Origin of the sequence: Sphingobacterium sp. lm-10, assembly GCF_023554555.1 — a bacterium.
Lineage (GTDB): Bacteria > Bacteroidota > Bacteroidia > Sphingobacteriales > Sphingobacteriaceae > Sphingobacterium.
In genome coordinates this window covers 351,957-376,328 of sequence record NZ_JAMJWC010000002.1, presented here as the reverse complement: position 1 = coordinate 376,328, position 24,372 = coordinate 351,957, and the positions used below count along the sequence as shown (strand labels likewise).

The 24,372-nt window shown below is 43.9% G+C and carries 26 protein-coding genes and 1 tRNA gene; 13 read left to right on the top strand and 14 right to left on the bottom strand.

The window, feature by feature from the left end:
• Window positions 1-40 precede the first annotated feature (40 nt).
• Entirely contained in the window at window positions 41-664 is a 624-nt protein-coding gene (mqnB, locus tag M8998_RS11605) for a futalosine hydrolase (RefSeq protein WP_249992968.1), read from the bottom strand.
• A gap of 59 nt (window positions 665-723) precedes the next feature.
• On the opposite strand from mqnB, the gene M8998_RS11600 reads away from it, so the two are divergent.
• The 8 genes from M8998_RS11600 (at window position 724) to M8998_RS11565 (ending at window position 6,844) form a co-directional block, all read left to right on the top strand.
• Window positions 724-1,146, top strand: coding sequence for a 6-pyruvoyl trahydropterin synthase family protein (locus tag M8998_RS11600; RefSeq protein ID WP_249992964.1), 423 nt, complete (start codon window positions 724-726; stop codon window positions 1,144-1,146).
• A 10-nt stretch (window positions 1,147-1,156) separates the two neighbouring features.
• Window positions 1,157-1,795 carry a GTP cyclohydrolase I FolE gene (folE, locus tag M8998_RS11595; protein ID WP_249992938.1) on the top strand — a complete coding sequence of 213 codons (639 nt, stop codon included), beginning with the start codon at window positions 1,157-1,159 and terminating at the stop codon, window positions 1,793-1,795.
• Window positions 1,796-1,932: 137 nt separating this feature from the next.
• Window positions 1,933-2,568, top strand: coding sequence for an O-methyltransferase (locus M8998_RS11590; protein ID WP_249994118.1), 636 nt, complete (start codon window positions 1,933-1,935; stop codon window positions 2,566-2,568).
• A gap of 37 nt (window positions 2,569-2,605) precedes the next feature.
• Complete coding sequence (locus tag M8998_RS11585) at window positions 2,606-3,103, top strand: glucosaminidase domain-containing protein (protein ID WP_249992936.1); 498 nt, start codon at window positions 2,606-2,608, stop codon at window positions 3,101-3,103.
• 39 nt (window positions 3,104-3,142) lie between these two features.
• Window positions 3,143-4,006 carry a glucosaminidase domain-containing protein gene (locus M8998_RS11580; RefSeq protein WP_249992926.1) on the top strand — a complete coding sequence of 288 codons (864 nt, stop codon included), beginning with the start codon at window positions 3,143-3,145 and terminating at the stop codon, window positions 4,004-4,006.
• A 65-nt stretch (window positions 4,007-4,071) separates the two neighbouring features.
• Window positions 4,072-4,833 (top strand): hypothetical protein, encoded by a 762-nt coding sequence (locus tag M8998_RS11575; protein WP_249992923.1) that lies wholly within the window; start codon window positions 4,072-4,074, stop codon window positions 4,831-4,833.
• Window positions 4,834-4,836: 3 nt separating this feature from the next.
• A complete protein-coding gene (locus M8998_RS11570; protein WP_249992921.1) occupies window positions 4,837-5,841 on the top strand; it encodes a DUF3078 domain-containing protein in 1,005 nt (334 codons plus the stop codon).
• 64 nt (window positions 5,842-5,905) lie between these two features.
• A complete protein-coding gene (locus M8998_RS11565) occupies window positions 5,906-6,844 on the top strand; it encodes an N-acetylmuramoyl-L-alanine amidase (protein ID WP_249992918.1) in 939 nt (312 codons plus the stop codon).
• A 13-nt stretch (window positions 6,845-6,857) separates the two neighbouring features.
• Here the strand turns inward: M8998_RS11565 and M8998_RS11560 are convergent, their stop codons facing one another.
• Complete coding sequence (locus M8998_RS11560) at window positions 6,858-7,295, bottom strand: DUF983 domain-containing protein (protein WP_249992916.1); 438 nt, start codon at window positions 7,293-7,295, stop codon at window positions 6,858-6,860.
• Between the two features lie 578 nt (window positions 7,296-7,873).
• Here M8998_RS11560 and mfd point away from each other — a divergent pair.
• Window positions 7,874-11,221, top strand: a complete 3,348-nt coding sequence (mfd, locus tag M8998_RS11555) for a transcription-repair coupling factor (RefSeq protein WP_249992914.1) — start codon at window positions 7,874-7,876, stop codon at window positions 11,219-11,221.
• Between the two features lie 74 nt (window positions 11,222-11,295).
• On the opposite strand, the gene M8998_RS11550 is transcribed toward mfd, so the two are convergent.
• From M8998_RS11550 to M8998_RS11540, 3 genes are all read right to left on the bottom strand, one after another.
• Window positions 11,296-12,126, bottom strand: a complete 831-nt coding sequence (locus tag M8998_RS11550; protein ID WP_349665658.1) for a TPM domain-containing protein — start codon at window positions 12,124-12,126, stop codon at window positions 11,296-11,298.
• Complete coding sequence (locus M8998_RS11545) at window positions 12,113-12,547, bottom strand: TPM domain-containing protein (RefSeq protein ID WP_249992911.1); 435 nt, start codon at window positions 12,545-12,547, stop codon at window positions 12,113-12,115. The genes M8998_RS11550 and M8998_RS11545 overlap by 14 nt, the downstream gene beginning before the upstream one ends.
• Window positions 12,548-12,609: 62 nt before the next feature.
• Window positions 12,610-13,191, bottom strand: a complete 582-nt coding sequence (locus tag M8998_RS11540; protein ID WP_249992908.1) for a LemA family protein — start codon at window positions 13,189-13,191, stop codon at window positions 12,610-12,612.
• A gap of 139 nt (window positions 13,192-13,330) precedes the next feature.
• Here M8998_RS11540 and M8998_RS11535 point away from each other — a divergent pair, with 139 nt between their 5' ends.
• A complete protein-coding gene (locus tag M8998_RS11535) occupies window positions 13,331-14,869 on the top strand; it encodes an NAD(P)/FAD-dependent oxidoreductase (RefSeq protein WP_249994114.1) in 1,539 nt (512 codons plus the stop codon).
• Window positions 14,870-14,932: 63 nt separating this feature from the next.
• A tRNA-Gly gene (locus tag M8998_RS11530) sits at window positions 14,933-15,005 on the top strand.
• A 66-nt stretch (window positions 15,006-15,071) separates the two neighbouring features.
• Here M8998_RS11530 and M8998_RS11525 read toward each other — a convergent pair.
• The 5 genes from M8998_RS11525 to M8998_RS11505 all read right to left on the bottom strand — a co-directional run bounded on the left by M8998_RS11525 (window position 15,072) and on the right by M8998_RS11505 (window position 17,907).
• Window positions 15,072-15,401: a type II toxin-antitoxin system RelE/ParE family toxin gene (locus M8998_RS11525; RefSeq protein WP_249992906.1), complete on the bottom strand. Its 330-nt coding sequence runs from the start codon at window positions 15,399-15,401 to the stop codon at window positions 15,072-15,074.
• Window positions 15,391-15,597: a hypothetical protein gene (locus M8998_RS11520; protein WP_249992902.1), complete on the bottom strand. Its 207-nt coding sequence runs from the start codon at window positions 15,595-15,597 to the stop codon at window positions 15,391-15,393. The genes M8998_RS11525 and M8998_RS11520 overlap by 11 nt, the downstream gene beginning before the upstream one ends.
• A 151-nt stretch (window positions 15,598-15,748) precedes the next feature.
• Complete coding sequence (trhO, locus tag M8998_RS11515; RefSeq protein ID WP_249992900.1) at window positions 15,749-16,717, bottom strand: oxygen-dependent tRNA uridine(34) hydroxylase TrhO; 969 nt, start codon at window positions 16,715-16,717, stop codon at window positions 15,749-15,751.
• Between the two features lie 59 nt (window positions 16,718-16,776).
• Window positions 16,777-17,400 (bottom strand): DUF8845 family protein, encoded by a 624-nt coding sequence (locus M8998_RS11510; protein WP_249992898.1) that lies wholly within the window; start codon window positions 17,398-17,400, stop codon window positions 16,777-16,779.
• A complete protein-coding gene (locus M8998_RS11505) occupies window positions 17,401-17,907 on the bottom strand; it encodes an RNA polymerase sigma factor (protein WP_249992895.1) in 507 nt (168 codons plus the stop codon). It abuts the gene before it with no gap.
• 71 nt (window positions 17,908-17,978) lie between these two features.
• On the opposite strand from M8998_RS11505, the gene radA reads away from it, so the two are divergent.
• The gene (gene radA, locus M8998_RS11500; RefSeq protein ID WP_249992892.1) at window positions 17,979-19,364 is read left to right on the top strand and encodes a DNA repair protein RadA; all 1,386 of its coding nucleotides are present in this window, start codon (window positions 17,979-17,981) and stop codon (window positions 19,362-19,364) included.
• A gap of 94 nt (window positions 19,365-19,458) precedes the next feature.
• Window positions 19,459-20,631 carry an aldose epimerase family protein gene (locus M8998_RS11495; RefSeq protein WP_249992890.1) on the top strand — a complete coding sequence of 391 codons (1,173 nt, stop codon included), beginning with the start codon at window positions 19,459-19,461 and terminating at the stop codon, window positions 20,629-20,631.
• A gap of 76 nt (window positions 20,632-20,707) precedes the next feature.
• On the opposite strand, the gene M8998_RS11490 is transcribed toward M8998_RS11495, so the two are convergent.
• From M8998_RS11490 to M8998_RS11475, 4 genes are all read right to left on the bottom strand, one after another.
• Complete coding sequence (locus tag M8998_RS11490) at window positions 20,708-21,400, bottom strand: NUDIX hydrolase (RefSeq protein ID WP_249992888.1); 693 nt, start codon at window positions 21,398-21,400, stop codon at window positions 20,708-20,710.
• A 45-nt stretch (window positions 21,401-21,445) separates the two neighbouring features.
• On the bottom strand, window positions 21,446-23,143 hold the full coding sequence (locus M8998_RS11485) for a sodium:solute symporter family transporter (RefSeq protein ID WP_249992886.1): 1,698 nt from the start codon (window positions 23,141-23,143) through the stop codon (window positions 21,446-21,448).
• Window positions 23,144-23,371: 228 nt separating this feature from the next.
• A complete protein-coding gene (locus tag M8998_RS11480) occupies window positions 23,372-23,608 on the bottom strand; it encodes a DUF3820 family protein (protein WP_249992884.1) in 237 nt (78 codons plus the stop codon).
• A complete protein-coding gene (locus M8998_RS11475; RefSeq protein WP_249992882.1) occupies window positions 23,589-24,356 on the bottom strand; it encodes a glycosyltransferase family 2 protein in 768 nt (255 codons plus the stop codon). The genes M8998_RS11480 and M8998_RS11475 overlap by 20 nt, the downstream gene beginning before the upstream one ends.
• Window positions 24,357-24,372 lie beyond the last annotated feature (16 nt).

The window sequence follows — 24,372 nt, the reverse complement described above, 5'->3', positions numbered from 1 at the left end:
TTATCGAATTATGGTAGTGTGCGTCAAGTATTTTCCTTGATCAAGAGCGCAGGCAAACCACATAACGACGAAGCCATTCATGTAGCTTTTCAATCGCTAGGGGTATATCCCAACGACTGGTATCTCTATGCTCTACGTAGTTAGAAATAGCGCGCACCTGCAAAGCACTTATACTTTTTTTTTCTGCCGCAAGGAATGCAGCTGCTCCTTCCATAGATTCGATAGTTACACTACCGCTAAAGCGTTTACTGATTGATTCAATAGCATCAGCATTTCCATGCACGGTATTTACGGTAATGCCATGCACCTTCTCGAGCCCCGTTTTCGGGATGGGATCGGCTCTCAAAGCGGGGACAAACAAGTATTGACCAAGTCCGAGATCTTCGATCGTCAGAAACTGTTCTCCATCTTGTGCCCCTAGCTCAATTAGTTGATCTTGCTCCACCTCTACTACATCGCCGAGCTGTAGCAGGGGAGAAAAAGAACCTGCCACGCCAACATTGATCAATAGGTCGTATTTTTTTGCAGCCAGCTTATTGCCAAGAGCAAATGCAGTTTCTACCATACCAACTCCAGTTATTAGCGTATCGATTTCCTGATCTTTTAGGAATAATAGCGAAGGCTCCAACTCGCGTGCTGTGGCCGCGACAATTAATATCTCCATATGTAAATTGACCGTTGACTAGTTGGCAAAGTAACTGTTTTTTCATGTATATTTGGCATATGGTCTATATTACACGTCGCGAACGTTTTAGTGCAGCGCACAGGCTGTTTCGAGCCGATTGGTCGAACGAAGAAAACTTGCGCGTATTTGGCAACTGCTCCAATCCTAATTGGCATGGCCACAACTATGAACTTTTTGTTACAGTAAAAGGAGAAGTAAACCCGGAGACAGGCTTTGTAATGGATCTTAAGCAGATGAAGTCTATTATTAATGAGTATGTGATCCGACATGTAGATCATAAGAACATTAATCTGGAAGTAGCTTTCATGAGAGACAAGATGGCTTCTACAGAAGTGATTGCCCAGTCAATTTTTGAGGAACTACAGGTACCCTTTGATCGGGAGGGCGTCATCTTGCACGCCGTAAGACTACACGAGACAGAAAACAACTACGCCGAGTATTTCGGCTCAAATACCCCATAAAACAATTTACATGAACAATTTGCACCATTTGGACGACGACGACGACGAGGTGGAAGGATACCGTAAAATCGATCAATACAACACCAAAGATGTAGAACGTATCGCTGCGCACTACTCCGATATACTAGATGCTTTGGGCGAAAAGCCAGAGCGTGAAGGATTGCTTAAGACACCAGAGCGGGTAGCTAAAGCCTTGCAGTACCTCACACATGGTTATAATGTGGATGCTGCCGGTCTATTGCGCAGTGCGATGTTTGAAGAAGAATATAGTCAGATGGTTGTGGTGAAAGACATAGAAGTTTACTCCATGTGCGAACATCACATGCTTCCGTTTTTCGGAAAAGCACATATTGCCTATATTCCTAACGGACACATCGTAGGGCTAAGCAAAATCCCTCGCGTGGTGGATGCCTTCGCCAGAAGATTGCAGGTACAAGAACGCCTCACAAACGAAATAAGAGACTGTATACAAGATACACTTCAGCCAAAAGGTGTCGCCGTCGTAATGGAATGCAAACACATGTGCATGGCCATGCGTGGCATACAAAAGCAAAACTCAGTAACAACTACATCCGCTTTCACTGGTGCCTTCGAAAATGATGTAACCCGGTCTGAATTTCTACGGTTAATCACCGCATCATTAGACTAAAATAGTTGCACATTATTATCAAGCCTGCCCTCCGCAGGCTTGATTTGTTACTAAAAAATTCTATTTAACTTCCTGCAAAACAGGTTATTAACACTTTTTAACTTGTGTATGTGACGGGAATAAGTATATTTGTCGCGATGAATATGCCCGATCAATTGTGGAGCGAATACCTGGAGAGCACTTGTGATAAGGAGCCAGCGCTGTTGCAAAAGATCAACCGCGACACGTACTTGAAAGAGACAAAAGCACACATGTTGTCCGGTCATTTTCAGGGTAGAGTCTTGTCGATGTTGAGTAAATTGGTTGCTCCAAAACAGATTTTGGAAATCGGCACATTTACCGGCTATGCTACATTGGCTCTGGCGGAAGGGCTGCGACCGGAGGGTATTATTCATACGATTGACATTGATGAGGAGTTACACGATCGCGTGCAGAACTATTTCGACCAAGCCGATCAACGTCAGCAAATCTGTTATCATATCGGAGATGCTATAGACGTTATTCCAACGATCGAAGGGCAGTTTGATCTTGTTTTCATCGATGCAGATAAAAAGCGAAACAAATACTATTATGAGATGGTTATAGACAGGATTCCTTCTGGCGGACTCATTCTAGTAGACAATGTGCTGTGGAAAGGTCGCGTGCTGGATGAAGCACCTGACAATCAGACAAGACAAGTTTTAGAATTAAATACTTTTTTAGCGGCAGATCAACGTGTTGAAAAATTGATCTTGCCCATTAGAGACGGGCTTTTTGTTTTACGCAAAAAGTAATGGTTGAACCAAAAAACGTAGTATGTTAAAAATTTGGATGAAAGTACTATGCGTACTTTTTATCACGTTAACGATCGGCACATCATGGTGCATTGCTCAAAGCAAGTACACGCCGAAAAGTTATCTAGAGAAACACAACAAAGCTGCCAAACAGCTTATGCGGGAGACAGGAGTACCCGCTTCTGTAATTTTAGCAATCGCAATTCACGAAAGCGCTTATGGCAACAGCCGCATTGCCACTTACCTAAACAATCATTTCGGTATAAAAGGTAAAAACAGCAGCAAAAAAATCAACTCTGCTTACAAAGGTTATGATTCGACGATTGCTTCTTATCGTGATTTTGTAGGCTTACTGCAGCGAAGAAAATCCACACAACCGCTTTTCCTTAAACATGACTCAGAAGATTATCATTCTTGGATCAGGGGAATCGCACGTTCTGGATATTCTACTTCTGGAGACTGGTCTAGAAAAGTACTGGCTACAATAGATCGGTACAATCTTGATCAATACGACGAAAAAACGACACTAAATTAAGTTAGCGTCATTCAGTAATTCACATTTATTCCTTAACTGATGGGATGCAAGTTCGGGTTTGCAATACTATTTGTCGCTTTATTGGTACTCTCTGGCTGTAGCTCTAGAAGGCCAGGCACTTTACGAACGTCTAAAACGTATCCGTCTTCCAGGAATAACACGCCCGAAACCAATCACCCCAATACACGGGGAAGATCGACTGGCCACACGAGTAGTAGTGGCAATTCCTATATAGACCGCTACAAATCAATTGCCATATCGGAGATGAACCAATATGGGATTCCGGCAAGCATCAAGCTGGCTCAAGCGCTATTAGAATCTGGCAATGGCAACAGTTACTTAGCGACAGAAGCAAACAACCATTTTGGCATTAAGTGTGGTGGCGTATGGGAAGGGCGTAGTATTACGCGTCCGGATGATGGGCCAAACGATTGCTTCCGCGTATACAGTAACCCGGATGATTCCTTCAAAGATCATTCACAATTCTTACTCCGCAAACGGTATGAAGCACTTTTCACTCTGAAGAAGGATGATTACAAGGGTTGGGCGCACGGCCTTAAAAAAGCTGGTTATGCTACCAATCCCCGATATGCTTACTTACTGATAGATCTTATTGAGCGATATGACCTGCATCGCTATGATAAAGCGGAAACCTTTGTTGAGCAAGTAAAGCGTGAAGACCAAGTTGAAGATCTTATCAAGGAAAAAGAAGTATTGGAAGAGGTCGTACCACCAGAAGAAGTAAAGAAACCGGTTGCGATGATTATCTATCAAGTCAAAGCAAATGACACGCTATATAGCATTAGTCAACAGTATGGTTTATCTGTAGATGAATTGATACAAATCAATGCTTTGGAAGATGAAAATATATCCGTCGGTCAGCTATTAGTTGTCTCTAAATAACATCACATTTCCAAAAAGATGTTAAATATTAGCATTCTTATCTCCGAACACGTAGTTTTACTGTAGTGAACCTATTCATCTATAGCATCGTCCTAATTCTAACCATCCTACCATGCTGTCTGCAAGGGCAGGTTACACTGGAGGGTATTATATACGATGAAGAATCCAAAGACCGACTGGGTAGAGTGCAAATCTACAATACCCGTACACACGAAAGAATATTTAATAATGCTAAAGGAGAATTCCGCTTAGAGGTGGCATCTACAGATACGCTGATCTTTATGAAAGATGGTTTTTTTATGGACACCCTTTCGGTACCCAAACAACCTATTCTAGTGCTGTCTATGTTACGGGATTTTAGGTACATTCAACCGGTCAGAGTAAATGCGCGCCGATCACCGGTGGAGGTATATGAAGAATCCAAACGTACGTATCGAGACGCATACAATCTTGCCGATGCGGGCTCGTTGATCAGTGTTGGCCCCACCGGAGCCGGGCTCAGCATCAATGCCATCTACAACTTACTCAGTAAAGATGGACGCAATGCACGTAGATTTACAGCATACATGGAGCAAGTATATCAAGACAATGTGGTAGACTCTATATTCACGCCCGATCTCGTACATAATTTGCTGGGTCTGAAAGGCGATCAACTGCACAATTTTATGATTCGGTACCGACCTTCCTATGCATTTGCCACGCGAGCAAGTCATTATCAATTGACACAATACATAAAAAGTAAATACAATATGTTTAAAATACTGCCAGATTTGCGACCTTTGCCTGAACTACCACTGGTAGACTTTGATGTAAAACAAGATAATTAATCTATGAAACATGTAATTTGCTTAGTTGCCGTAGCAACCTGTATAGGTTTTGGTAAAGCCGACGCACAAGATTTGAAAGATCTTCGTGCGCTTCCAGATACCAGCATTGTTGGAAGCCGTGCAAACAGGCCGCTAAGCATTCGCAATGTAAAAGTCCCGATTCCTGAATTGGGGTTGTCTGTAGATTATTGGAAGCATTGGACAAGAATAGGTTTCAATCTCAATCAAGCATCATTTAGTGACAATTGGCGCGACGGTGGAATTAATTCCATGGCATGGTCAACTACCGCTTGGCATAAATCGGAGTATAATCGCAACGATTTTAACTTTACCACGGAAGCAGATTTACGCTATGGTGTACTGGCAAATGAAAATCAGCGCGCTCGAAAGAATGTGGACCGTATTCTTTGGGACAATAAATTAGCCTACAAATTTGCCAGCCGATGGTCTATATTTACCTCCATTGCTTTTGAATCTATCTTTGCTCCAGGATATCAAAACGCCGCGGAGGACAATAGAGGGCCAATTATTACCCGCTTTATGTCTCCAGGTTATTTAACAGAAACCCTTGGTTTGGAGTACAAACCGGATAATACGTTCTCTTTACGGTTCGGTACAGGTTCGGCACGACAGACCTTTGTGCTTGATTCAAGCATTCCAACTAATGGACAGGTTGATGGCGTTGACACCAGATTTGGGGTACTACCAGGCAGAACCATAAGAAATGAATTAGGGGTACAATTACTAGCAAATTTAGATAGAGATTTAACCAAGAATCTACACATAAAATCTAGATATATGTTGCTTGCAGATTACACCGAACTAACTAATCCCGATCACAGGCTTGATGTAACATTAACAGCCAAGATAACTCGTTTCATCAGTGTTACAGCCAACGGCACAATGGTGTACGATAGAACTTGGTTATTCGGTCAAGAAACTAGCCCACGTGTCCAGTACAGCCAGGGTTTGGCAATGGGCGTATTATTCAATTTCCCTAGGCAGTAAACAACCATTCATAATTTCAGTTATTACAACTAGCACATACAAATTAGAGGGCAAGCAGCGCAAGATGATAAAATTAAAGTGGATTACGTGTGGAATGATTGTCTTGGCTTCTACCTTTCTTGGTTGTTCTAGTGCAAAAAAGAAATCTCAACCTGTTTTAGCACCAGCTATGGTGTCGCCAAAGCCGCCTCCTGTCTCGCCTACTCCTGTCGTGGACAGCGTACATAAGGATGCGGTAGCCATCTTAACACCGATTGCTGTAACCACAGATCCGTCCCGAGAGTCTTTCCAGCAGTTGTTAACTCCAGAGCAAAAAGTCGAAGAATTACATACCACGGGTATTCAACGCAACTATGGATTTGCACCCGCTATCCACTATGATCTGCGAAAACCGCAGTTTGTGATGATTCATCACACGTCTCAAAATAGTATCGCACAAACCATACGCACCTTCCAATTAGAACATACACAGGTGAGCAGCCACTATGTAATCGGAAGAGACGGGCAGGTGGTGCAGATGCTCAACGATTACGACCGTGCCTGGCATGCTGGTGCTGGCAAATGGGGTAATATTACCGACATGAACTCAGTTTCTATCGGGATAGAGCTGGATAACAATGGCAAAGAACCATTCTCTGATGCACAGATCAATGCGTTGTTAATATTACTTAACAATTTAAAAAGCAAGTACCGTATTCCGCAAACCAATTTTATAGGACACTCAGACTACGCCCCCGGACGTAAAGACGATCCAAGCACCTATTTTCCTTGGGAAATCTTGGCAGAACGTGGATACGGCATTTGGTATAATGCCAATTACCTTGCGCCTCCTCCACCGACATTCAATAGTACCGATGCATTGCGAATTATAGGCTACGATACCTCTAACTTGCGCACCGCAGTACGTGCATTCAAAAAGAAATATATCCGTACCGACCTATCGCCTGAACTCACGCCCTACGACATCATGGTACTGTATGATCTGTACCGAAAATACTACTAGCGATTTATAGCTGCTACCGAATTGCTTCTGTAGCCGACTGACGGCGGTATAACTCTGGGCGGAAACGAAACGAAGGGGTAAGCCAATATAGCAGCACAACGCGTGAATAACGATAATTGAATGGTGCTAGAAGGATGACTGCGGCACAAGCCACAAATAAATACAACCACGGAGACTCCGCATTTCCAGTAATAACATAGGTTGCCACGCACGAAGCGATTAGTTGTGCTACGACAAATACGTAACTTACATACATCGCTACATAAAAATATCCCGGCTCTTTTTCAAACAACAATTCACAATGAGGACAAACTGTTCTCATTTGGCGAGAAGATCGATTCAGGCTTAGAATGGGTCCAGCAAACATGTTGCCTTGACGACAGCGCGGACATTTACAATTCCATGCGCTTTGGATAACACTGGGGTAGTTTTTTTCCTCTGTATCTTTCATAACGATTTACTTTTTCACAGCAGCGAGCATAATACACATATCCTCAAAAACTGCTCTTACAAAGATACCACTTATCTATAGCATAAAACAGTCCTATTCAAGATCAAAAGACCAATTTTATCCTTCAAAATTTAATATAAAAACCACTAAAAAACGAAATAAAAGAACTTTATAAAAAAATAAACTTATTTATATAACAGAATGTCCTTTTTTAAATAAAAAATTAGCAAAAAAAACACAAAATCAATTTTTATCTCAATATATACAATACAATTAAATCACATAATATCTAATTTTTACAAAAAACAACTACATATTTTAAAAAAAATCACATAAATAACTACGATTTAAAAACAAAAACATATATTTACATCGCAAAACAGATAATAAAACATAAAAAAATAACTAACTAACCACTCTATTAACGAAACGCTGAGCATTAGCAAGGCGCGCAAAGGAGTCCCGCGAAAGTGAGGCTCCTTTGCTGTTTTTCGACCGATATCCTTATGTTAATAGACAGTATGTGTCGCCAGCATCGGTAAGGTTTTTGTACATTCGTATTCAAATAGGTATTACGAGTGGATATTCAAGAGATCATCAAAAAATTTGGCAGTTCCGAGCAACTTATTACCCTAGGCAAGGAGATCACTAAAAAGAGCCCAAAAATTCATGCAAAAGGATTAATCGGATCTTCCGATGCAGTCGTGGCGGCTAGTCTATACGAATTACAACAACGACCTTTCGTTTTTATTTTACCTACACACGAAGAGGCTTCTTTTTTTCTGGCCGATTTGGAAAGTCTATTTGACAAACAGATTCTATTTTTCCCGTCTTCCTACCGGAAAGCCTACGATTTCACACAGCTAGATGGCACGCACGTATTGCAACGCGCAGAAACGCTCAGCTCGCTACATCACGCATCAGAGTTACCTAAAATTGTCGTTTCCTATCCTGAGGCCATCGCCGAAAAAGTCATCAACAGAGACGATCTCGAGAAAAACACGTTAGAAATTCGTGTCAACACTAAATTAGGCATTGATTTCATCAATGAATTCTTGTATGAATACGATTTCGAACGGGTGGACTTCGTTTATGAGCCAGGGCAATTTGCTATCCGGGGTGGTATCGTCGATATTTTCTCTTATTCTAATGACCTACCCTACCGGGTAGAGTTTTTCGGAGATGAGATTGAGACAATCCGCACTTTCGACATTGAGAGTCAGGTATCTGTTAAGAAAATAAATGCGGTAACCATTGTGCCCAATGTACAGGCCAAATTTTTGTCCAATAACCACATCTCTTTATTAGAATATATCTCTAATGATTCCGTGATCTGGATTAAGGATGTGCAGTTTACCTTAGACATCTTACGCGAAGGCTATGGGAAGGCAGCACAATTTTGGAAAGCACTTTCCGAAGACGACATCAAAAACAACCCGGAATGGGTAGATCCCCGGTTTACATTTTCCGATGATAAAAATGTAAATGCCCTACTATTTGAGTTTCCGATCATTGAATTTGGCAAGCAATTTTTTTATAATGCGGATGCGACAGTACAATTTGACACGCACCCCCAGCCCTCATTCAATAAGGATTTCAACTTGCTGATCCATAATTTCAAGGAAAATGAGCAAAAGAAAATCACTAACGTCATTTTCTCTGATTCCAATAAGCAAATCGAGCGTATTTATGCCATTCTCGATGATCTAGATAAATCGGTGCAATTCACACCTATATACAAAGCGCTTCGCGAAGGCTTTAGAGACGATACCATTCGAGTAGCCTGTTATACTGATCATCAAATCTTTGACCGGTACTATAAATACAAAAGAAAAAAAGGATACGAAAGATCTCAAGCGATAACGCTGAAAGATCTGCGGGATCTCAAACCGGGAGACTTTATCACACACATCGACCATGGTGTCGGGAAATATGCCGGACTGGAAAAAGTAGAGGTGAACGGAAAAACGCAGGAGATGATTCGGCTTATCTATGCCGATAACGATCTGCTCTATGTTAACATCAATTCCTTAAACCGCATTTCCAAATACACCGGTAAGGAGGGAGCTATTCCCAAGATGAACAAACTGGGGACCGATACTTGGGAGAAGCTTAAAAAGACGACCAAGAAGAAAGTAAAGGATATCGCACGCGACCTGATCAAGTTGTATGCCAAGCGAAAAGCGCAAACAGGAAACGCTTTCAGCCCGGATACTTATTTACAAAAAGAACTAGAAGCATCTTTTATTTACGAAGACACTCCTGATCAGGAGAAATCCACCGCAGATGTAAAGCGCGACATGGAGTCGCCGCACCCTATGGATCGGCTGGTCTGTGGAGATGTGGGCTTCGGGAAAACAGAAGTCGCGATTCGCGCCGCGTTCAAGGCGGTAGCCGACAGTAAGCAGGTTGCTGTATTGGTACCAACCACGATCCTCGCTTTACAGCATCATCGCACCTTTTCGGAGCGATTGAAAGACTTGCCAGCAAACATTGATTACATCAACCGTTTTAAAACTACAAAGCAAATCAAAGAAACACTGCAACGATTGGCCGACGGAAAGGTGGATATCATCATCGGTACCCATCGCTTAGTGAGCAAAGATGTGAAGTTTAAAGATTTAGGCTTGATGATCATCGATGAGGAACAGAAGTTTGGCGTATCCGTCAAGGAAAAGTTGAAGCATATGCGTGCTAATGTAGATTCTTTAACCCTTACTGCAACGCCGATTCCGAGAACATTACACTTTTCGCTGATGGGTGCACGCGACTTGAGTATCATCTCTACACCACCACCAAATCGCCAGCCCGTGCAAACAGAGTTACATGTGTTCAACGATGCGCTGATCCAGGAGTCCGTCTCTTTTGAATTGGATCGTGGCGGTCAGGTTTTCTTCATCCACAATCGTGTGGCAGACTTGAAGCAACTTGGCCTATTGATCCAGAAATTAGTACCCAATGCACGTGTAGGTGTGGCACATGGGCAACTTGAGGGAGATGATCTGGAAGATGTGATGTTAAAATTCATCAACCATGATTACGACGTCTTAATTGCTACTACGATTATCGAAGCGGGATTAGATATTCCTAATGCCAACACGATCATCATCAACCAGGCACATATGTTTGGCTTAAGCGACTTGCACCAGATGCGAGGTCGCGTAGGCCGATCCAACAAAAAGGCGTTTTGTTATTTATTGAGTCCCCCATTATCTACCTTAACCAACGAAGCATATAAACGACTTTCGGCTATTGAGGAGTTTTCTGAGTTAGGCTCTGGATTTAATGTGGCGATGCGCGACTTGGATATCCGTGGTTCTGGGAACTTATTGGGCGCAGAGCAATCTGGTTTTATCGCCGAGATCGGCTTCGAGATGTACAATAAGATTTTAGACGAGGCAGTCCAAGAGCTGAAAGACGACGAATTCGGCGAGTTGTTTGCAGATGATCAGAACCGTACCTATGTTTCCTTCACACAAATAGATACCGACTTGGAGGTTTTGATACCGGATGAGTATGTAACCAACATTTCAGAGCGCTATAACTTATATACCGAACTCTCTAAGCTACAAAGCGAGTCGGAACTAGACGCTTTTGCCAAGGCGCTTGAAGATCGCTTTGGATCGATCCCTGCTCCGGTATTCCAATTGTTTGACACACTGCGCTTGCAGTGGCTCGGCAAAGAAATTGGTTTAGAAAAGATCACATATAAAAAGGACACTTTGAAAGGTTTCTTCGTATCGAATGCTAAATCCAGCTATTTTGAATCAGCTCAATTCGGTCAGGTGCTTGCTTTCGTACAGCAGCATGCCGCCATCAGCAACCTCAAAGAAGTAAAAGGACAATTGCGCATCGCAATCAGTGGCGTAAGCTCTATCCAATATGCGCTGCATCTTCTCCGGGAAATGCACGGGGTGACAGCATAAATAGAAGAGGGATCTGCGAAACAGATCCCTCTTCTATTTTCAAGACGTAGCTCGAATTGGCAGTACCTCTTTCTCTACCAACGACCACTTGCGCCTCCGCCGCCAAATCCACCACCACCAAATCCTCCGAAGCCACCGCCACCGCCGCCTCCGAAACCTCCACCGAATCCACCTCCGGAGCTTCCTCTGCCACCACTTCGACCCATTTGGCTCAGTAGAGTCCACCAGAAAAGATCGGATGCACCTTTACCATTCATCATCTTTCCGCCGCCGCCCTTGCCACCACCTTTCGAGACGATGGAGACGATAATAATAATGATAAAGAAAATCACGACTACTGGCACACCTCCGCTTCCAGGGTTACCGCGTTGTTTCGGGTCGGCTTTGTACTCGCCTTTGGTGTAGGAGATCAGCGCATCTACGCCGCTTTCAATTCCCTGACCGTATCGGCCACTCCTAAAGGCCGGTTTGATTTCATTCTCTATAATACGATAAGCAATCACATCGGGCACTGCACCTTCGATACCATAACCCGTACGTATAGTGACGGCACGATCTTCCAAAGCGACAAGCAAAAGAATGCCGTTATCGTATTTCTTATTTCCCACACCCCAATGCTTCGCCAGACGATCTCCATAATCGGCAATATCATATTCGCCGGTGGATTGCATAACCACTACCGCCAGTTGTATGGATGTCGAATCCTCAAAACGCAACAACTTCTGCTCCAGCTGACGTACTTCGGATTGGCTTAGCGCACCGACATAATCACTGACCAGACTTTTTGGCTGTGCAGGAAAATCTTGCGCGGTAGCCGTAGTGGCGAACCAAAGGCATAAGAAAGCCCAGCATAAACCTATTTTGAATGGCGATGTGAAAAGCGCTTTTGTTTTAATTTTCGCCAAAGTGTATATCATCTGGAAGTTCATTAACATCATCTTGTCCCTTCGGGAAATAGATCCCTAATTGTTCACCCGCTTCGGTGATACCTGCAATTAAACCACGTACCACATCTCCTGCTTTGAAGTGCTCCAGCATGTGAGACGATACGGTCTCCCAGAAGTCGGCAGGAACCTTCTTATGAATCCCGGAGTCCCCGATGATCGCATAAGCATGATCATCATGCGCCAAGTAAATCAACACCCCATTATGAAGTGCTGTAGCACCCATCTTGAGCTTGTCAAAATAATGGGTTGCCCGATCTAATGCTTCGCCCTCCTTGAGCGCACGCTCTACAACCAAGCGAATTTCACCAGAAGTATGGCTTTCGGCCAAGCTGATCGCCTGCACGATAGTATCCTGCTCCTGCTGTGTAAAAATATCCATGTTTCTCTTTCTATATAAACATTAACAAACTATTCTAGACGCTTCCGAAAAGCGCTAATAGTCTAGAAAGAGACCGTGGGTGCTTTATCCGATCCTTCAGCCGCTTTGAAAGTACCCTTCGCTTTGAAGCCAAACATCCCCGCCATCATATTGTTCGGAAAGCTACGAACGGTGGTATTAAAATCTTGCACGGCTTCGTTGTAGGCGCGACGTTCTACAGAAATTCTATTTTCTGTACCTTCTAACTGCGCTTGCAATTCACGGAAGTTTTGGTTTGCTTTCAAGTCCGGATAAGCTTCGACACTCACTAATAAGCGACCAATCGATTGAGAAAATGCATCTTGCGTTTGCTGAAAGTTCGCAATCTCCTCTTCCGAAAGGCTGGAAGGATCTACTGTAACCTGCGTTGCTTTGGCACGTGCTTCTACAACAGCCGTCAGCGTGCCTTCTTCATGATCCGCTGCTCCCTTTACGGTAGACACAAGATTAGGAATCAAGTCTGCTCTACGTTGATACGCATTCTCCACCTGTGCCCATTTACCTTTGACATTCTCGTCTTTGGAAACCATCGTATTGTAGCCACATGAGCTTAAAGATACTGCCGTGAACAAGCTCACCACAGTTAGCATTAAAAATCTTTTCATCTGTACTGTTTTTCTTTTCTATATGGCTAAATATACAAAATTTGCTGTGGATTTCTCCAAAGAATTTTGGCCAGGACCACTTCCTCATATTCCGTATCTTTGTACAAAAATTTGGGATAGCAACCCAACGACAGTAGTTATGCAAAAAGAAATTGAATTGGCCGTAGGCCCCGACTTGATTCACGACGAGGCAGCAATCCAGCGCATGGGCGCCGAGAAACTGGGTGTGTCTGCCAGTCGTATTGGCGGGATACATGTTCGTAAACGATCTATTGACGGCCGCGGCCGTCAGGTCTTATACCGACTTCGCGTCATCTTTTATATTGATGAATCGGCGACTCCATTTACCTACACGTCCAACCTGAAAGACGTAAGAGATGCGAAGCCCGTGATCATCATTGGCGCAGGTCCTGCAGGCTTGTTTGCCGCTTACCGTTGCCTGGAACGCGGGCTAAAACCGATTGTCCTGGAGCGCGGTAAAGCCGTGCAGGATCGCCGTCGCGATCTAGCGCGCATCAATCGCGAAGGCGTGGTCAATCCCGAATCAAATTACTGTTTCGGCGAGGGCGGTGCCGGCACCTACTCTGACGGAAAGTTATACACGCGTTCGGATAAGCGTGGAGATGTACAAAAAGTATTATCCATCTTTGTAGAACATGGTGCGGATGAAGATATTCTGGTCAATGCACGTCCACATATCGGCACCAATAAATTGCCTCATATCATTCAGCTGATGCGTGAGCGCATCGTAGAACAGGGAGGCGAAGTACATTTCGATGCGAAAGTGATTGACATTCTCACCATATCGGGCCAAGCTACTGGTGTGAAGCTCGCCGATGGATCTTCTATCTCAGCGAGCCATATTATTTTGGCTACCGGACATTCGGCCAGGGACATCTTTTACCTTTTTCGCGAAAAAGGCTGGTTGTTAGAAGCGAAACCTTTTGCGCTAGGCGTACGCATCGAACACCCGCAGTACATCGTAGACAATGCGCAATATCATTGTACCGAACGTCACGAAAACTTACCTCCGGCCTATTACAGCTTAGTGGAGCAGGTAGATGGGCGCGGTGTATTCTCTTTCTGTATGTGCCCTGGCGGAATTATTGCTCCCTGCGCCACCGATCAACATGAAATCGTCGTCAACGGTTGGTCGCCGTCCAAACGAAATAACCCTCATGCTAATTCTGGCACCGTTACACAGATCAATCTGGAAGATATACCCACAGCGATAAGCAATCCTTTTGCCCTGCTCGAATTTCAACAGGCAGTGGAGCAAAAGGCTTTCCAAGCTGGAGGAGGCGCACTGGTTGCTCCCGCACAGCGGATGGTCGACTTCGTAGAAGGTCGCCTTTCCAACGATCTGCCAAACCATTCTTACAAACCGGGTACGAAGTCGGTCGAGCTCAAGGAAGTGCTTCCAGATTTTGTACACCGCGCGCTTCAAGGGGCTTTACCTCGCTTTGGCCAGAAGATGAAAGGGTATTACACGAACGAAGCGATAGTGGTTGGGGTAGAGTCCCGTACTTCTTCGCCGGTGCGTATTCCGCGCGACAAAGACAGTCTGCAACATCCACAAATCGCTGGCTTATACCCTTGTGCTGAAGGAGCAGGCTATGCTGGCGGTATCGTTTCGGCGGCCATCGATGGCATGAATTGTATCGATGCGATCAGATAATGCATATTTTTTCATAAAAGTGTTGACATATAACGGTGGAAATATTACCTTTGTTCCACCAATGCGAAAGTAGCTCAGTTGGTAGAGCACGACCTTGCCAAGGTCGGGGTCGCGAGTTCGAATCTCGTCTTTCGCTCACAAAAAAAGTCCATCAGCAATGATGGACTTTTTTTGTTGAAGTCGAGATGCCGGAGCAAACAATTTATCCTGCGACCTGCTTCAGCAGTTCAGTCAGCTCGGCATCCGTCAACGTTGATCTTTGGGATTTATCGTAAATGGCCAACAGGTAAACGGCATCATCTTCAACAACTAGATGCGCAATAACTCTGGCACCACCTGATTTGCCCTTTCTTTTAGAACTAATGGCTAGCCTGATCTTATAACATCTATTCCCTAAAGCTGTGCCTTGCTCAGGGTTATTCTCTAAAGAATCGATAAGATCAATATATTCATTTTTAAGCGAAGGATATTTTTTTACCAGCCTCTTGAGCTGCTTGTCAAATGATCTTAATGTAAATACACTATAGCTCATCGATCAGATCTCTTGCAGGACTTGCTTCTAATTTGCCCTTACGGATTAGTTTAAGATCTTCTACTGCTTCCTTGATCTCATCAACCAAAATAATATCCTCATCAGAAAGTGGCCTCGCTTTTACAAAAGAAAGATTACTCAACAACTCCATCACAAAAGCGGCCTTGCTGTCCTTCACATCTATTATTACCTTCATAGTCTGTATTTTAAGGGTTGTTATACAAAAGTAACTATATCTTATCAAACGTAAAAGAGCATGGAATCTCATCTACGCTCGACCATTAAAAACAAAACAAGCCTTCGATCGATCGAAGGCTTGTTGGTCTATGATAGTCTAAACGAAAATGCTACTTGACAATTTGCTTATGCTTCCGTTTGCTAATTTTATCTGCATTCACTGGCTGTGGCACTTTTACATAATAGCCTGTCCCATCGTATTCACGCTTGCGAGGATGCGTCATACAGACTTCGGAGCAACAGCCTTCCAGCTTCTCGCCACAGGCATCACATTGTGTAAAATGCTCATTGCAATCCGGATTTGCACAGTTGATCATCTTCGCAGTCGTCGTTCCACAATTCCTACAAGTGGACACCACGGATGGGTTTACAGAATTTACATCTACGGTAACCCGGTTATCAAACACATAACATTGTCCGTCAAAATCTTTTCCACCAGCCTCCTTACCGTACTTGATGATACCGCCATGCAGTTGGTAAACATCTTCGAATCCTTCTTTCAGCAACAAAGCCGAGGCTTTTTCACATTTGATGCCGCCAGTACAATAGGTTAAGATCTTTTTGCCTTTATACTGCTCGAGCTCTTTTATCTTTTCAGGGAATTCACGAAAGTTTTCAATATCTAAGGTAACGGCATTTTTGAAACGACCCACCGAATGTTCATAGTTGGAGCGTACATCTAACACGACTACATCCTCCTGATCCTTCATCTGCATAAAATCCTGCGGCTCCAGATGCACACCCGTCTGCCGATTCGGATCGATATCCTTTGGATTTCTTAGACCAGAATGCACAATCTCCGGTTTGTAGCGACAGTGCATCTTAATAAAAGATAACTCATCGACTTCATCAACCTTGAACTCCGTTTTGCGAAACCGTGGATCAGCATGTAACGCCTCCATATAGGCCCGACAGGATTCCGGTGAACCTGAAACTGTACCATTCAAACCTTCATCCGCCACAATGATGCGGCCGACCAGATCCAATGATTTACAAAAGTTTAAATGATCTACAGCAAATTGTGCTGCATCTTCGATAGGGCTGTAACAGTAGTACAGCAATGTATTGTATTTTCCCATGAGCATTGATACCGCTGCAAACGGCGTTTAATGAATTGCGGCACAAAGATACAGATTTTCTACTCTACCTCCTGTTCCAGCTCCACTAATTCTTCGTAATTCTTATTCAACCGCTTCAATAATAGTCCGTATACGATGCGGTAATACAAACGTACTAACAGTATAAAAACGTAGTATACAATAGCCATTAGCAGCACAAACATAAAAACATAGAACACCAACGTACCGATGCTTTTGTCTGCATCCGCCGCCACCTTCTCATACAGCGTAAAGACACTCGCTGTAAAGACACAGAAACTAAAATAATAGATATTGAATTTGATATACCGCTCTACATGAGCCCGTGTGCGTATAATGGATGTTAGCAGTGATTTGGTATCCTTAGTATTACGAATAGCTCGAAAGCTTGTAAAAAATTGATAAATAAAGTAAAGGATGACGACGTAAAACAGCCCCTCTACGATCGTTACGAAGCCTTCTTCAAAAGAAGATCGAAATTCGGTGGAGGGGATGATAAATGCAATTGCCCACCCTAGAAAAAATTCCAGGATACTGATTACAAAGATCCATTTTACCACCGAAGAAGAACTTTTGTGCGCCATCGCTCGAATTTCCTTCGCTTTTATCTGAGGAAAACGTTGCTCTTTCTGCCAATGATCCTTTAAAAAATCTAATTCGTCCATTTATAATGCTCCTCTTTGGCTGAGTATTACCTTCAATTTTGTTTTAATACGGTTCATTCGAACACGTGCATTTACCTCACTCACCCCCAGTGTCTCGGCGATCTCCGCATAATCTTTATCTTCTAGATACATATACACCAATGCCTTTTCAATATCATTCAACTGCTGTACCGCAGCATATAGATAGCTGAGCTTATCTTCTTCTTCCGAGCTATACTCTTCGTATTGTATGTTATGTACGGCATAATCCCAGGTTACGGTTTCCACCCGTCGCTTTTTTACTCTGTATAGCGAGATCGCCGTGTTCAACGATACGCGATACGCCCATGTAGTAAATTTAGCTTGTCCTTTAAAAGTTGGGTATGCTTTCCACAATTGAATCACCATTTCTTGAAACAGATCTTTGTGCGCATCGCGATCTGCTGCATATAGCTTACAGATCTTATGGAGGATATTTTGATGTTCCTCCAACAGATGCACAAATTGTCGTTCAAGCTCTGGGTTCATTTTCTAGGTATTTGACGACAATACTACTGCTTTGTTACGATTTGTCCTCACTTTTTTTCTAAATTCGTGCAATGGCAAAAACGAAATCTGCTTATTTCTGTCAAAGTTGTGGCTACGAATCTGCAAAATGGCTTGGTCAATGTCCATCCTGTAAGGAGTGGAATACTTTTGTAGAAGAAGTAGTGGATAAGGGCTCTTCTCGTGTGCCAGAATGGCGAAGCACTGCCGCTGCGGGTAGCCCAAAGCGCGCCAACAAAGCCGCCGTAATTCATGAAATCGTTTACAGTGAAGAGAAACGCATACTCACACCAGACACCGAGTTTAACCGTGTGCTCGGTGGCGGAATCGTCCCGGGATCGCTGGTGTTGATTGGTGGTGAGCCGGGCATTGGCAAATCTACGCTGATGCTGCAATTGGCCTTATCCATTCCGCAGGTCAAAACCTTATACATTTCGGGAGAGGAGAGCGAACAGCAGATCAAGATGCGGGCAGAGCGTCTTAATCAAAGTAGCAAAGCCAATTGCTTTATCCTCACAGAAACATCAACCCAAAATATCTTCAAGCAGATCGAATCGGTACAGCCAGATGTGATCGTCATTGATTCTATTCAGACCTTGCATTCCGCGCAGATCGAATCGGCACCCGGCTCTGTATCTCAGGTGAAAGAATGTACGGCAGAGCTACTGCGATTTGCAAAGGAAAGCGATACGCCCGTGCTAATTGTGGGCCACATCACCAAAGATGGCGCTATCGCCGGGCCAAAAGTGTTGGAACATATGGTAGATACGGTATTGCAGTTCGAAGGCGACCGACATCATGTGTACCGTATCTTGCGCGCGGTAAAGAATCGCTTTGGTTCTTCTTCCGAATTGGGAATCTATGAGATGCAGGGCAATGGCTTACGTGAAGTATCCAACCCTTCCGAAATTATGCTTTCTCAGCGCGGCGAATCCATGAGTGGCGTCGCGATTGCAGCTATGCTAGAGGGCATCCGCCCGCTCATGATTGAAGTGCAGGCTCTGGTAAGCCCATCGGCCTATGGCACACCGCAACGGAGCTCTACCGGCTTTGACAATAAGCGCCTTCACATGCTTCTGGCGGTACTCGAAAAACGGTTCGGCTTTCGCCTGGGTACGCAGGATGTATTTTTAAATATTGCTGGCGGCTTGCGCGTGGAGGATCCTGCTATTGATTTGGCCGTCATCGCTGCGCTGATTTCCTCGCAGCAAGACATTCCACTTCCGGGCACTTCGGCCTTTGCCGGAGAAGTGGGTTTATCTGGTGAGATTCGCGCGGTAAATCGTGTGGAACAGCGCATCGCGGAAGCCGAGAAACTGGGTTTTGACGGTATTTTTATTTCGAAGTATAACTTGAAAGGCATTGACCCGAAGAAGTATGCTATCGCGATCCGGCCGGTAGCCAATCTCGACGATGTGTTTCGGTCTTTATTCGGATAACAGCGCTTGAATTCATAGGTTGTTTTTCTGGAATATACTCACTATCTTAGGTTTAGTATAAACCTCAATATCCCTATAAAAGACGACTTTACTTATGACAACATCTCCCGGTTCCATCTGGAAGGCATGCATAGCGCCTATTGCGCTAGCCATTACCCTAAGCTCCTGCAATCAAAGTGCGAATACCTCTAAAGAAACTCCCGTAGATACGGTAGATGTGGGTGTTTCCACAAAAGACTTCACCGGATTGGTGGGCCAAGACTCTGTGAAACTATATACCATAAGCAACGGTACCATTACTGCGGCGATCACTAATTATGGCGCCCGCGTGGTGAGTCTGATCGTGCCCGACAGCAAGGGAAATCCTGTAGACGTTGTGCTAGGTTACAAAGATTTGGAAAATTACACTAAAGCGGGTGAAGGGTTCTATGGTGCCATTGTAGGTCGCTTTGGCAACCGTATTGCAAAAGGACAGTTCAAGATCGATGGCAAACCCTATCAGTTGGAGCTAAACGATGGTGTGAATACACTGCATGGCGGAAAAACAGGTTACTACACCAAAGTGTGGACCGTTAATAAGGTAAGCGAGAACAGCGTAGAATTACACCTTCTATCGCCGAACGGCGATGCAGGATATCCCGGCGCTTTGGATGTATACGTCACGTATAGCATTACAGCCGACAATGGATTGGATATTGCCTACCGCGCTACCACAGATAAAAAGACGATCGTGAACTTAACAAATCACGCTTATTTCAATTTGAGTGGCGAAGGGGCGGAAACCATTACGGATCATCAGCTCATGGTGCAAGCCGATCGGTATACGCCAGTAGATAAAACGCTGATTCCTACCGGAGAATTGGCTACTGTAGAAAACACGCCGTTTGATTTCCGTACAGCAAAAGCCATCGGTGAGCACATCGATGCCGACGATGCCCAAATTAAGATTGGTGGCGGTTACGATCATAATTTTGTGTTAAACAAGAAAGATGGCTTGCAGCATATTGCTACGGTGTCTAGTCCAAAAACGGGCATACAAATGGATATCCTGACGGAAGAGCCTGGTTTGCAGTTTTACAGTGGCAACTTTATGGACAATATCCAAAACGCTAAGGGTGGAAAAACCTATGGTCTTCGGTCGGCTTTCTGCCTAGAAACACAGCATTTTCCAGATGCACCCAACCAGGCTTCATTCCCTTCGACCGAGCTAGCACCGGGAGAGACTTATGCGACACAAACTACTTATCGATTTAATACGGTAAAATAATTATCATAAAAGAAGTCTCCTTCTTTACTACGAGAAGGAGACTTCTTTGTTTCCGCCTTAAGGGATTGGAAGCGCTTTAAGGCTGGGGAATAAAGTGTAAAAAAGAACTAAACTTATCCTTGTAGGTTTCTTGATCCAGCTTATAATAGAAGGCTCCTTTGCGAGAGCCTTCTTTATCTTTGTCTGCCTGCTTCACTAACAAACCCGTAGAACGTAATTTGCGCATAAAATTGCGTTTATCTAGCTCCACATTATATACTTGCTCGTACAGCACCATGATCTGCGGAATGGTAAATTTTTCGGGCAAAAGCTCAAACAAAACCGGGTGTAGAGCCGCTTTGTACCGAAGGTGCAATTTTGCTGCAGCGACCATCTCATCATGATCAAAGATCAATGGTGGCACATCTTTCAAGGGAATCCATTCTGCCCGGTAAGCATCGCTCAACTGCGTTTCGTACTCTTTGATATTAATCAAAGCCGAGTACGCAATACTGATGGTTCGCTCCACTGGATCCCGATTCGGCCTGCCAAATACCGATAGTTGCTCCATGTACACATCTTTTAGCCCAGTCAATTTATAGAGTACGCGTGACGCGGCGTGGTTGGGGTCTTCGCCTTTTTCTACAAAACCTCCCATCAAGCTCCAGTTACCGACCTGCGGTTCTAATGCCCGCTGCACCACGAGTAGCTTTAGCTCCGCACCATCGAACCCGAAAATAATACAATCTACGGCGATCAGTACTCGGTGTTGTTCTAAATATTTTGCCATTGCGTTAGTTTATTCCTTCGAATAGTTAGGTAGTGATGATAATCACTACCAGAATTTAACATACAATGCGCCAACTACCAATAGTATAATCACGATTAGGATTAATACAGATGGCTCTACTTTAAACATTTTGCTGTCAATAACAAAGGCTTTCGGATTGATCTTCGGCCCTGCCAGACTTAAAACAATCATCAGCAATACGGCAAACACAAATGCCCAACCCATACAAATCAAGAATGGAATTTCATATTTGCCATTCGCATTCTGAAAAGCGGTGTACAACCAGGTTTCCGGTCCGAATACTGCAGGGGCAAATTCGTTGAAAAATACGGAAAGCATAAAGCCGGATAACAGACCCGCAATCGCTGCCGTACCCGTAGTTCGTTTCCAAAACATCCCCAGCAAGAACATGGCTAATACGCCTGGACTAACGTATCCCGTATATTTTTGAATAAAGGTAAACCCACCTGCTCCGCCGATGCCCAATACATCATCCCAGGTTAGTAACAAAGCAAGTAACATAGACGCCACGATGGCAATCTTACCAACCCACACCATTTTGGTCTCTGATGCATCTTTGTTTAGGTATTTTTTATAGATATCCAAGGTAAAGATCGTTGCAATACTATTTGCTTTTCCTGCAAGGGAAGCGACAATAGCCGCCGTGAGTGCTGCCAGGGAAAGTCCTTTCATACCATCAGGCAAGAAGCTTAGAATAGCGGAGTAAGCATTATCTGCATGGAACTCTCCTCCCGGTGCCATCTCCTGCTGTAGTGCGCCATTTTTATACAATACATAGGCGGCAATACCCGGCAACATCACCACAATAGGCATCAGTAATTTCAGAAATGCCGCGAATAGAATACCTGTTCTGGCTGTTTTCAAATCTGCTCCCAGCGCACGCTGTGTGATGTATTGATTACATCCCCAATAATTCAAATTCACGATCCATTGCCCTGCAAAATACATGGCAATACCAGGCAACATCAGGTACTTGTTGATCTCCTCCTGCGAAGCATCAGGGCCCGGCTTATCGGCGATCATCTCGAAATGCTTTGGAGAGTCCTGCATCATGGCTTTAAAGCCTGCTAGTATATCAGATCCAAGACCGAAATGGTCACTCACTAGTGTTAGCGCCACATAGGTCGTGGCCAAACCACCAATCAATAACACCAAAACTTGAATGACGTCCGTGAAGCCAATCACTTTCATCCCGCCTAAGGTTATAATAATCGCAAACACACAAAGCACCGTCATGATGATCTCGAAATTCTCCCCACCAGCGAAGTTGTTGATTGCCATAGATCCTAAAAACAGAATAGAGGTGAGGTTGACTAGAATATAGAGAAATAGCCAAAAGATAGCCATAATTAACGCCGTAGTCTCATTGTATCGAATCTTGAGAAACTGCGGCATAGTAAAAATCCCATTCTTATGGTACATCGGGATAAACCACACAGCCACAATAATTAAGGCGATCGCTGCAAACCATTCGTAAGCAGCCACGGCCATACCCACTGTAAATCCGTTTCCACTCATCCCAATGAATTGCTCTGCGGAGATATTAGACGCGATCAGTGAGGCACCGATGGCCCACCAGGTTAGCGAACCTTCTGCCAGAAAGAAGTCCTTCGTGGCAGAATCACTTTTGGTTTTACGGCGATAAATCCAGTAACCGTACCCCGCTACAATCACGAAATATACCAGGAATATTACGTAATCAATTGTTGAAAATCTAGTCATTTGTTTGAATAAAATTGGTTAGAAAAAAGGGCACAAAATGGCGCTCTTTTTTATGCAATATAGTTTTTTAACGATTAAGTTTATAAAAAATGGCTACGCTGACGCAGCCTGTTTTACACAGGTATTCAGATTTAATATTCCAAATATTACAAAAAAAAATGTCAAAATGACATTTATGTTTAAAAACTTTTCAGGAAGGGGTTAATGATGTAAATATCCCCAGAGAAACTAACGTTTAATCAATGGCTGTAACAGATATTCTAAGCCATTGAGCTTGATTTCGTACAAGGTGGCCAGCTGCACTCCAAGTTTTCCGGGAGGAAAACCTTTCTGGTGAAACCAATTGAGATATGCTTCGTGTAAATGCCTCAAATAGGTGTCTTTGTATTTACCGAATGGCATTTTCGCGTTCGCCAAATCGAGTAATAACTGCGGATTCAGTTGGTTATTCTCTTGTTTTTCCATGTTTGATTCTGTAAGATACTAATCTCCCCGCGATAATCAGATGGTTAAATAGATTGGCTAATGTGCCGTAATGCTTTTTTAAGATAGCGTACCGCTCTATTAAACTTTGTCGATGCCGTTTCTGGGACATTCCGCCCACCAGATATTTCGCCACTACGGCATCTACAAATTGAGTGGTTTTTGCCTTCTTCGCTGCGCGAATCACCCAGTCAATGTCTGCGCTCAATTGATAGTTAGCATCGTACGGAGAGGCGATATTTCTTTTAACATATATGGCCTGATGGCAAACATTCATCCCATAACGAAAAGATCGCCAATCGAAATGCGCCGGCGCTTTGTGCCTACGGTCACCAACAATATGCCGACCCTCATCGACCAATTTCGTTTCCCCGTAGATAATATCAGCATCATTCCCCTGCGCTACAATCGTGTGTAGGGTGTTTGCATCAAACAAGGTGTCACCAGAGTTTAAAAACAATACATAATCGCCTGTTGCAAGTGCCAACCCTTTGTTCATCGCGTCGTAGATACCTCCATCTTTCTCAGAAACCAACAGATCAATGTGTGAAGCATAATTCTGTATCACCCCCAACGTTCCGTCTGTCGACGCGCCGTCTATTACGATATATTCCACATGAGGATAGCTTTGCTCGGCCACTGAGGATAGTGTATAGCCAATATCCCGCACATTATTATACACAATGGTGATGATAGAGATGACAGGAAGTGTATGATGATGGTCGGGCATAAATATGGGTTTTGGC

Excerpts from the sequence above, each read along its gene's own strand:
- M8998_RS11540 (WP_249992908.1), bottom strand. The coding sequence starts at position 13,191 with ATGAAAAGATTTTTAATGCTAACTGTGGTGAGCTTGTTCACGGCAGTA.
- M8998_RS11520 (WP_249992902.1), bottom strand. The coding sequence starts at position 15,597 with ATGAAGGTAATAATAGATGTGAAGGACAGCAAGGCCGCTTTTGTGATG.
- M8998_RS11570 (WP_249992921.1), top strand. The coding sequence starts at position 4,837 with ATGAAACATGTAATTTGCTTAGTTGCCGTAGCAACCTGTATAGGTTTT.
- M8998_RS11485 (WP_249992886.1), bottom strand. The coding sequence starts at position 23,143 with ATGACTAGATTTTCAACAATTGATTACGTAATATTCCTGGTATATTTC.
- M8998_RS11505 (WP_249992895.1), bottom strand. The coding sequence starts at position 17,907 with ATGAACCCAGAGCTTGAACGACAATTTGTGCATCTGTTGGAGGAACAT.
- folE (WP_249992938.1), top strand. The coding sequence starts at position 1,157 with ATGAACAATTTGCACCATTTGGACGACGACGACGACGAGGTGGAAGGA.
- radA (WP_249992892.1), top strand. The coding sequence starts at position 17,979 with ATGGCAAAAACGAAATCTGCTTATTTCTGTCAAAGTTGTGGCTACGAA.
- M8998_RS11495 (WP_249992890.1), top strand. The coding sequence starts at position 19,459 with ATGACAACATCTCCCGGTTCCATCTGGAAGGCATGCATAGCGCCTATT.
- M8998_RS11585 (WP_249992936.1), top strand. The coding sequence starts at position 2,606 with ATGAAAGTACTATGCGTACTTTTTATCACGTTAACGATCGGCACATCA.
- M8998_RS11560 (WP_249992916.1), bottom strand. The coding sequence starts at position 7,295 with ATGAAAGATACAGAGGAAAAAAACTACCCCAGTGTTATCCAAAGCGCA.
- M8998_RS11510 (WP_249992898.1), bottom strand. The coding sequence starts at position 17,400 with ATGGACGAATTAGATTTTTTAAAGGATCATTGGCAGAAAGAGCAACGT.
- M8998_RS11475 (WP_249992882.1), bottom strand. The coding sequence starts at position 24,356 with ATGCCCGACCATCATCATACACTTCCTGTCATCTCTATCATCACCATT.
- M8998_RS11525 (WP_249992906.1), bottom strand. The coding sequence starts at position 15,401 with ATGAGCTATAGTGTATTTACATTAAGATCATTTGACAAGCAGCTCAAG.
- M8998_RS11490 (WP_249992888.1), bottom strand. The coding sequence starts at position 21,400 with ATGGCAAAATATTTAGAACAACACCGAGTACTGATCGCCGTAGATTGT.
- M8998_RS11600 (WP_249992964.1), top strand. The coding sequence starts at position 724 with ATGGTCTATATTACACGTCGCGAACGTTTTAGTGCAGCGCACAGGCTG.
- trhO (WP_249992900.1), bottom strand. The coding sequence starts at position 16,717 with ATGGGAAAATACAATACATTGCTGTACTACTGTTACAGCCCTATCGAA.
- M8998_RS11565 (WP_249992918.1), top strand. The coding sequence starts at position 5,906 with ATGATAAAATTAAAGTGGATTACGTGTGGAATGATTGTCTTGGCTTCT.
- M8998_RS11535 (WP_249994114.1), top strand. The coding sequence starts at position 13,331 with ATGCAAAAAGAAATTGAATTGGCCGTAGGCCCCGACTTGATTCACGAC.
- M8998_RS11580 (WP_249992926.1), top strand. The coding sequence starts at position 3,143 with ATGGGATGCAAGTTCGGGTTTGCAATACTATTTGTCGCTTTATTGGTA.
- M8998_RS11590 (WP_249994118.1), top strand. The coding sequence starts at position 1,933 with ATGAATATGCCCGATCAATTGTGGAGCGAATACCTGGAGAGCACTTGT.
- mqnB (WP_249992968.1), bottom strand. The coding sequence starts at position 664 with ATGGAGATATTAATTGTCGCGGCCACAGCACGCGAGTTGGAGCCTTCG.
- M8998_RS11480 (WP_249992884.1), bottom strand. The coding sequence starts at position 23,608 with ATGGAAAAACAAGAGAATAACCAACTGAATCCGCAGTTATTACTCGAT.
- M8998_RS11545 (WP_249992911.1), bottom strand. The coding sequence starts at position 12,547 with ATGGATATTTTTACACAGCAGGAGCAGGATACTATCGTGCAGGCGATC.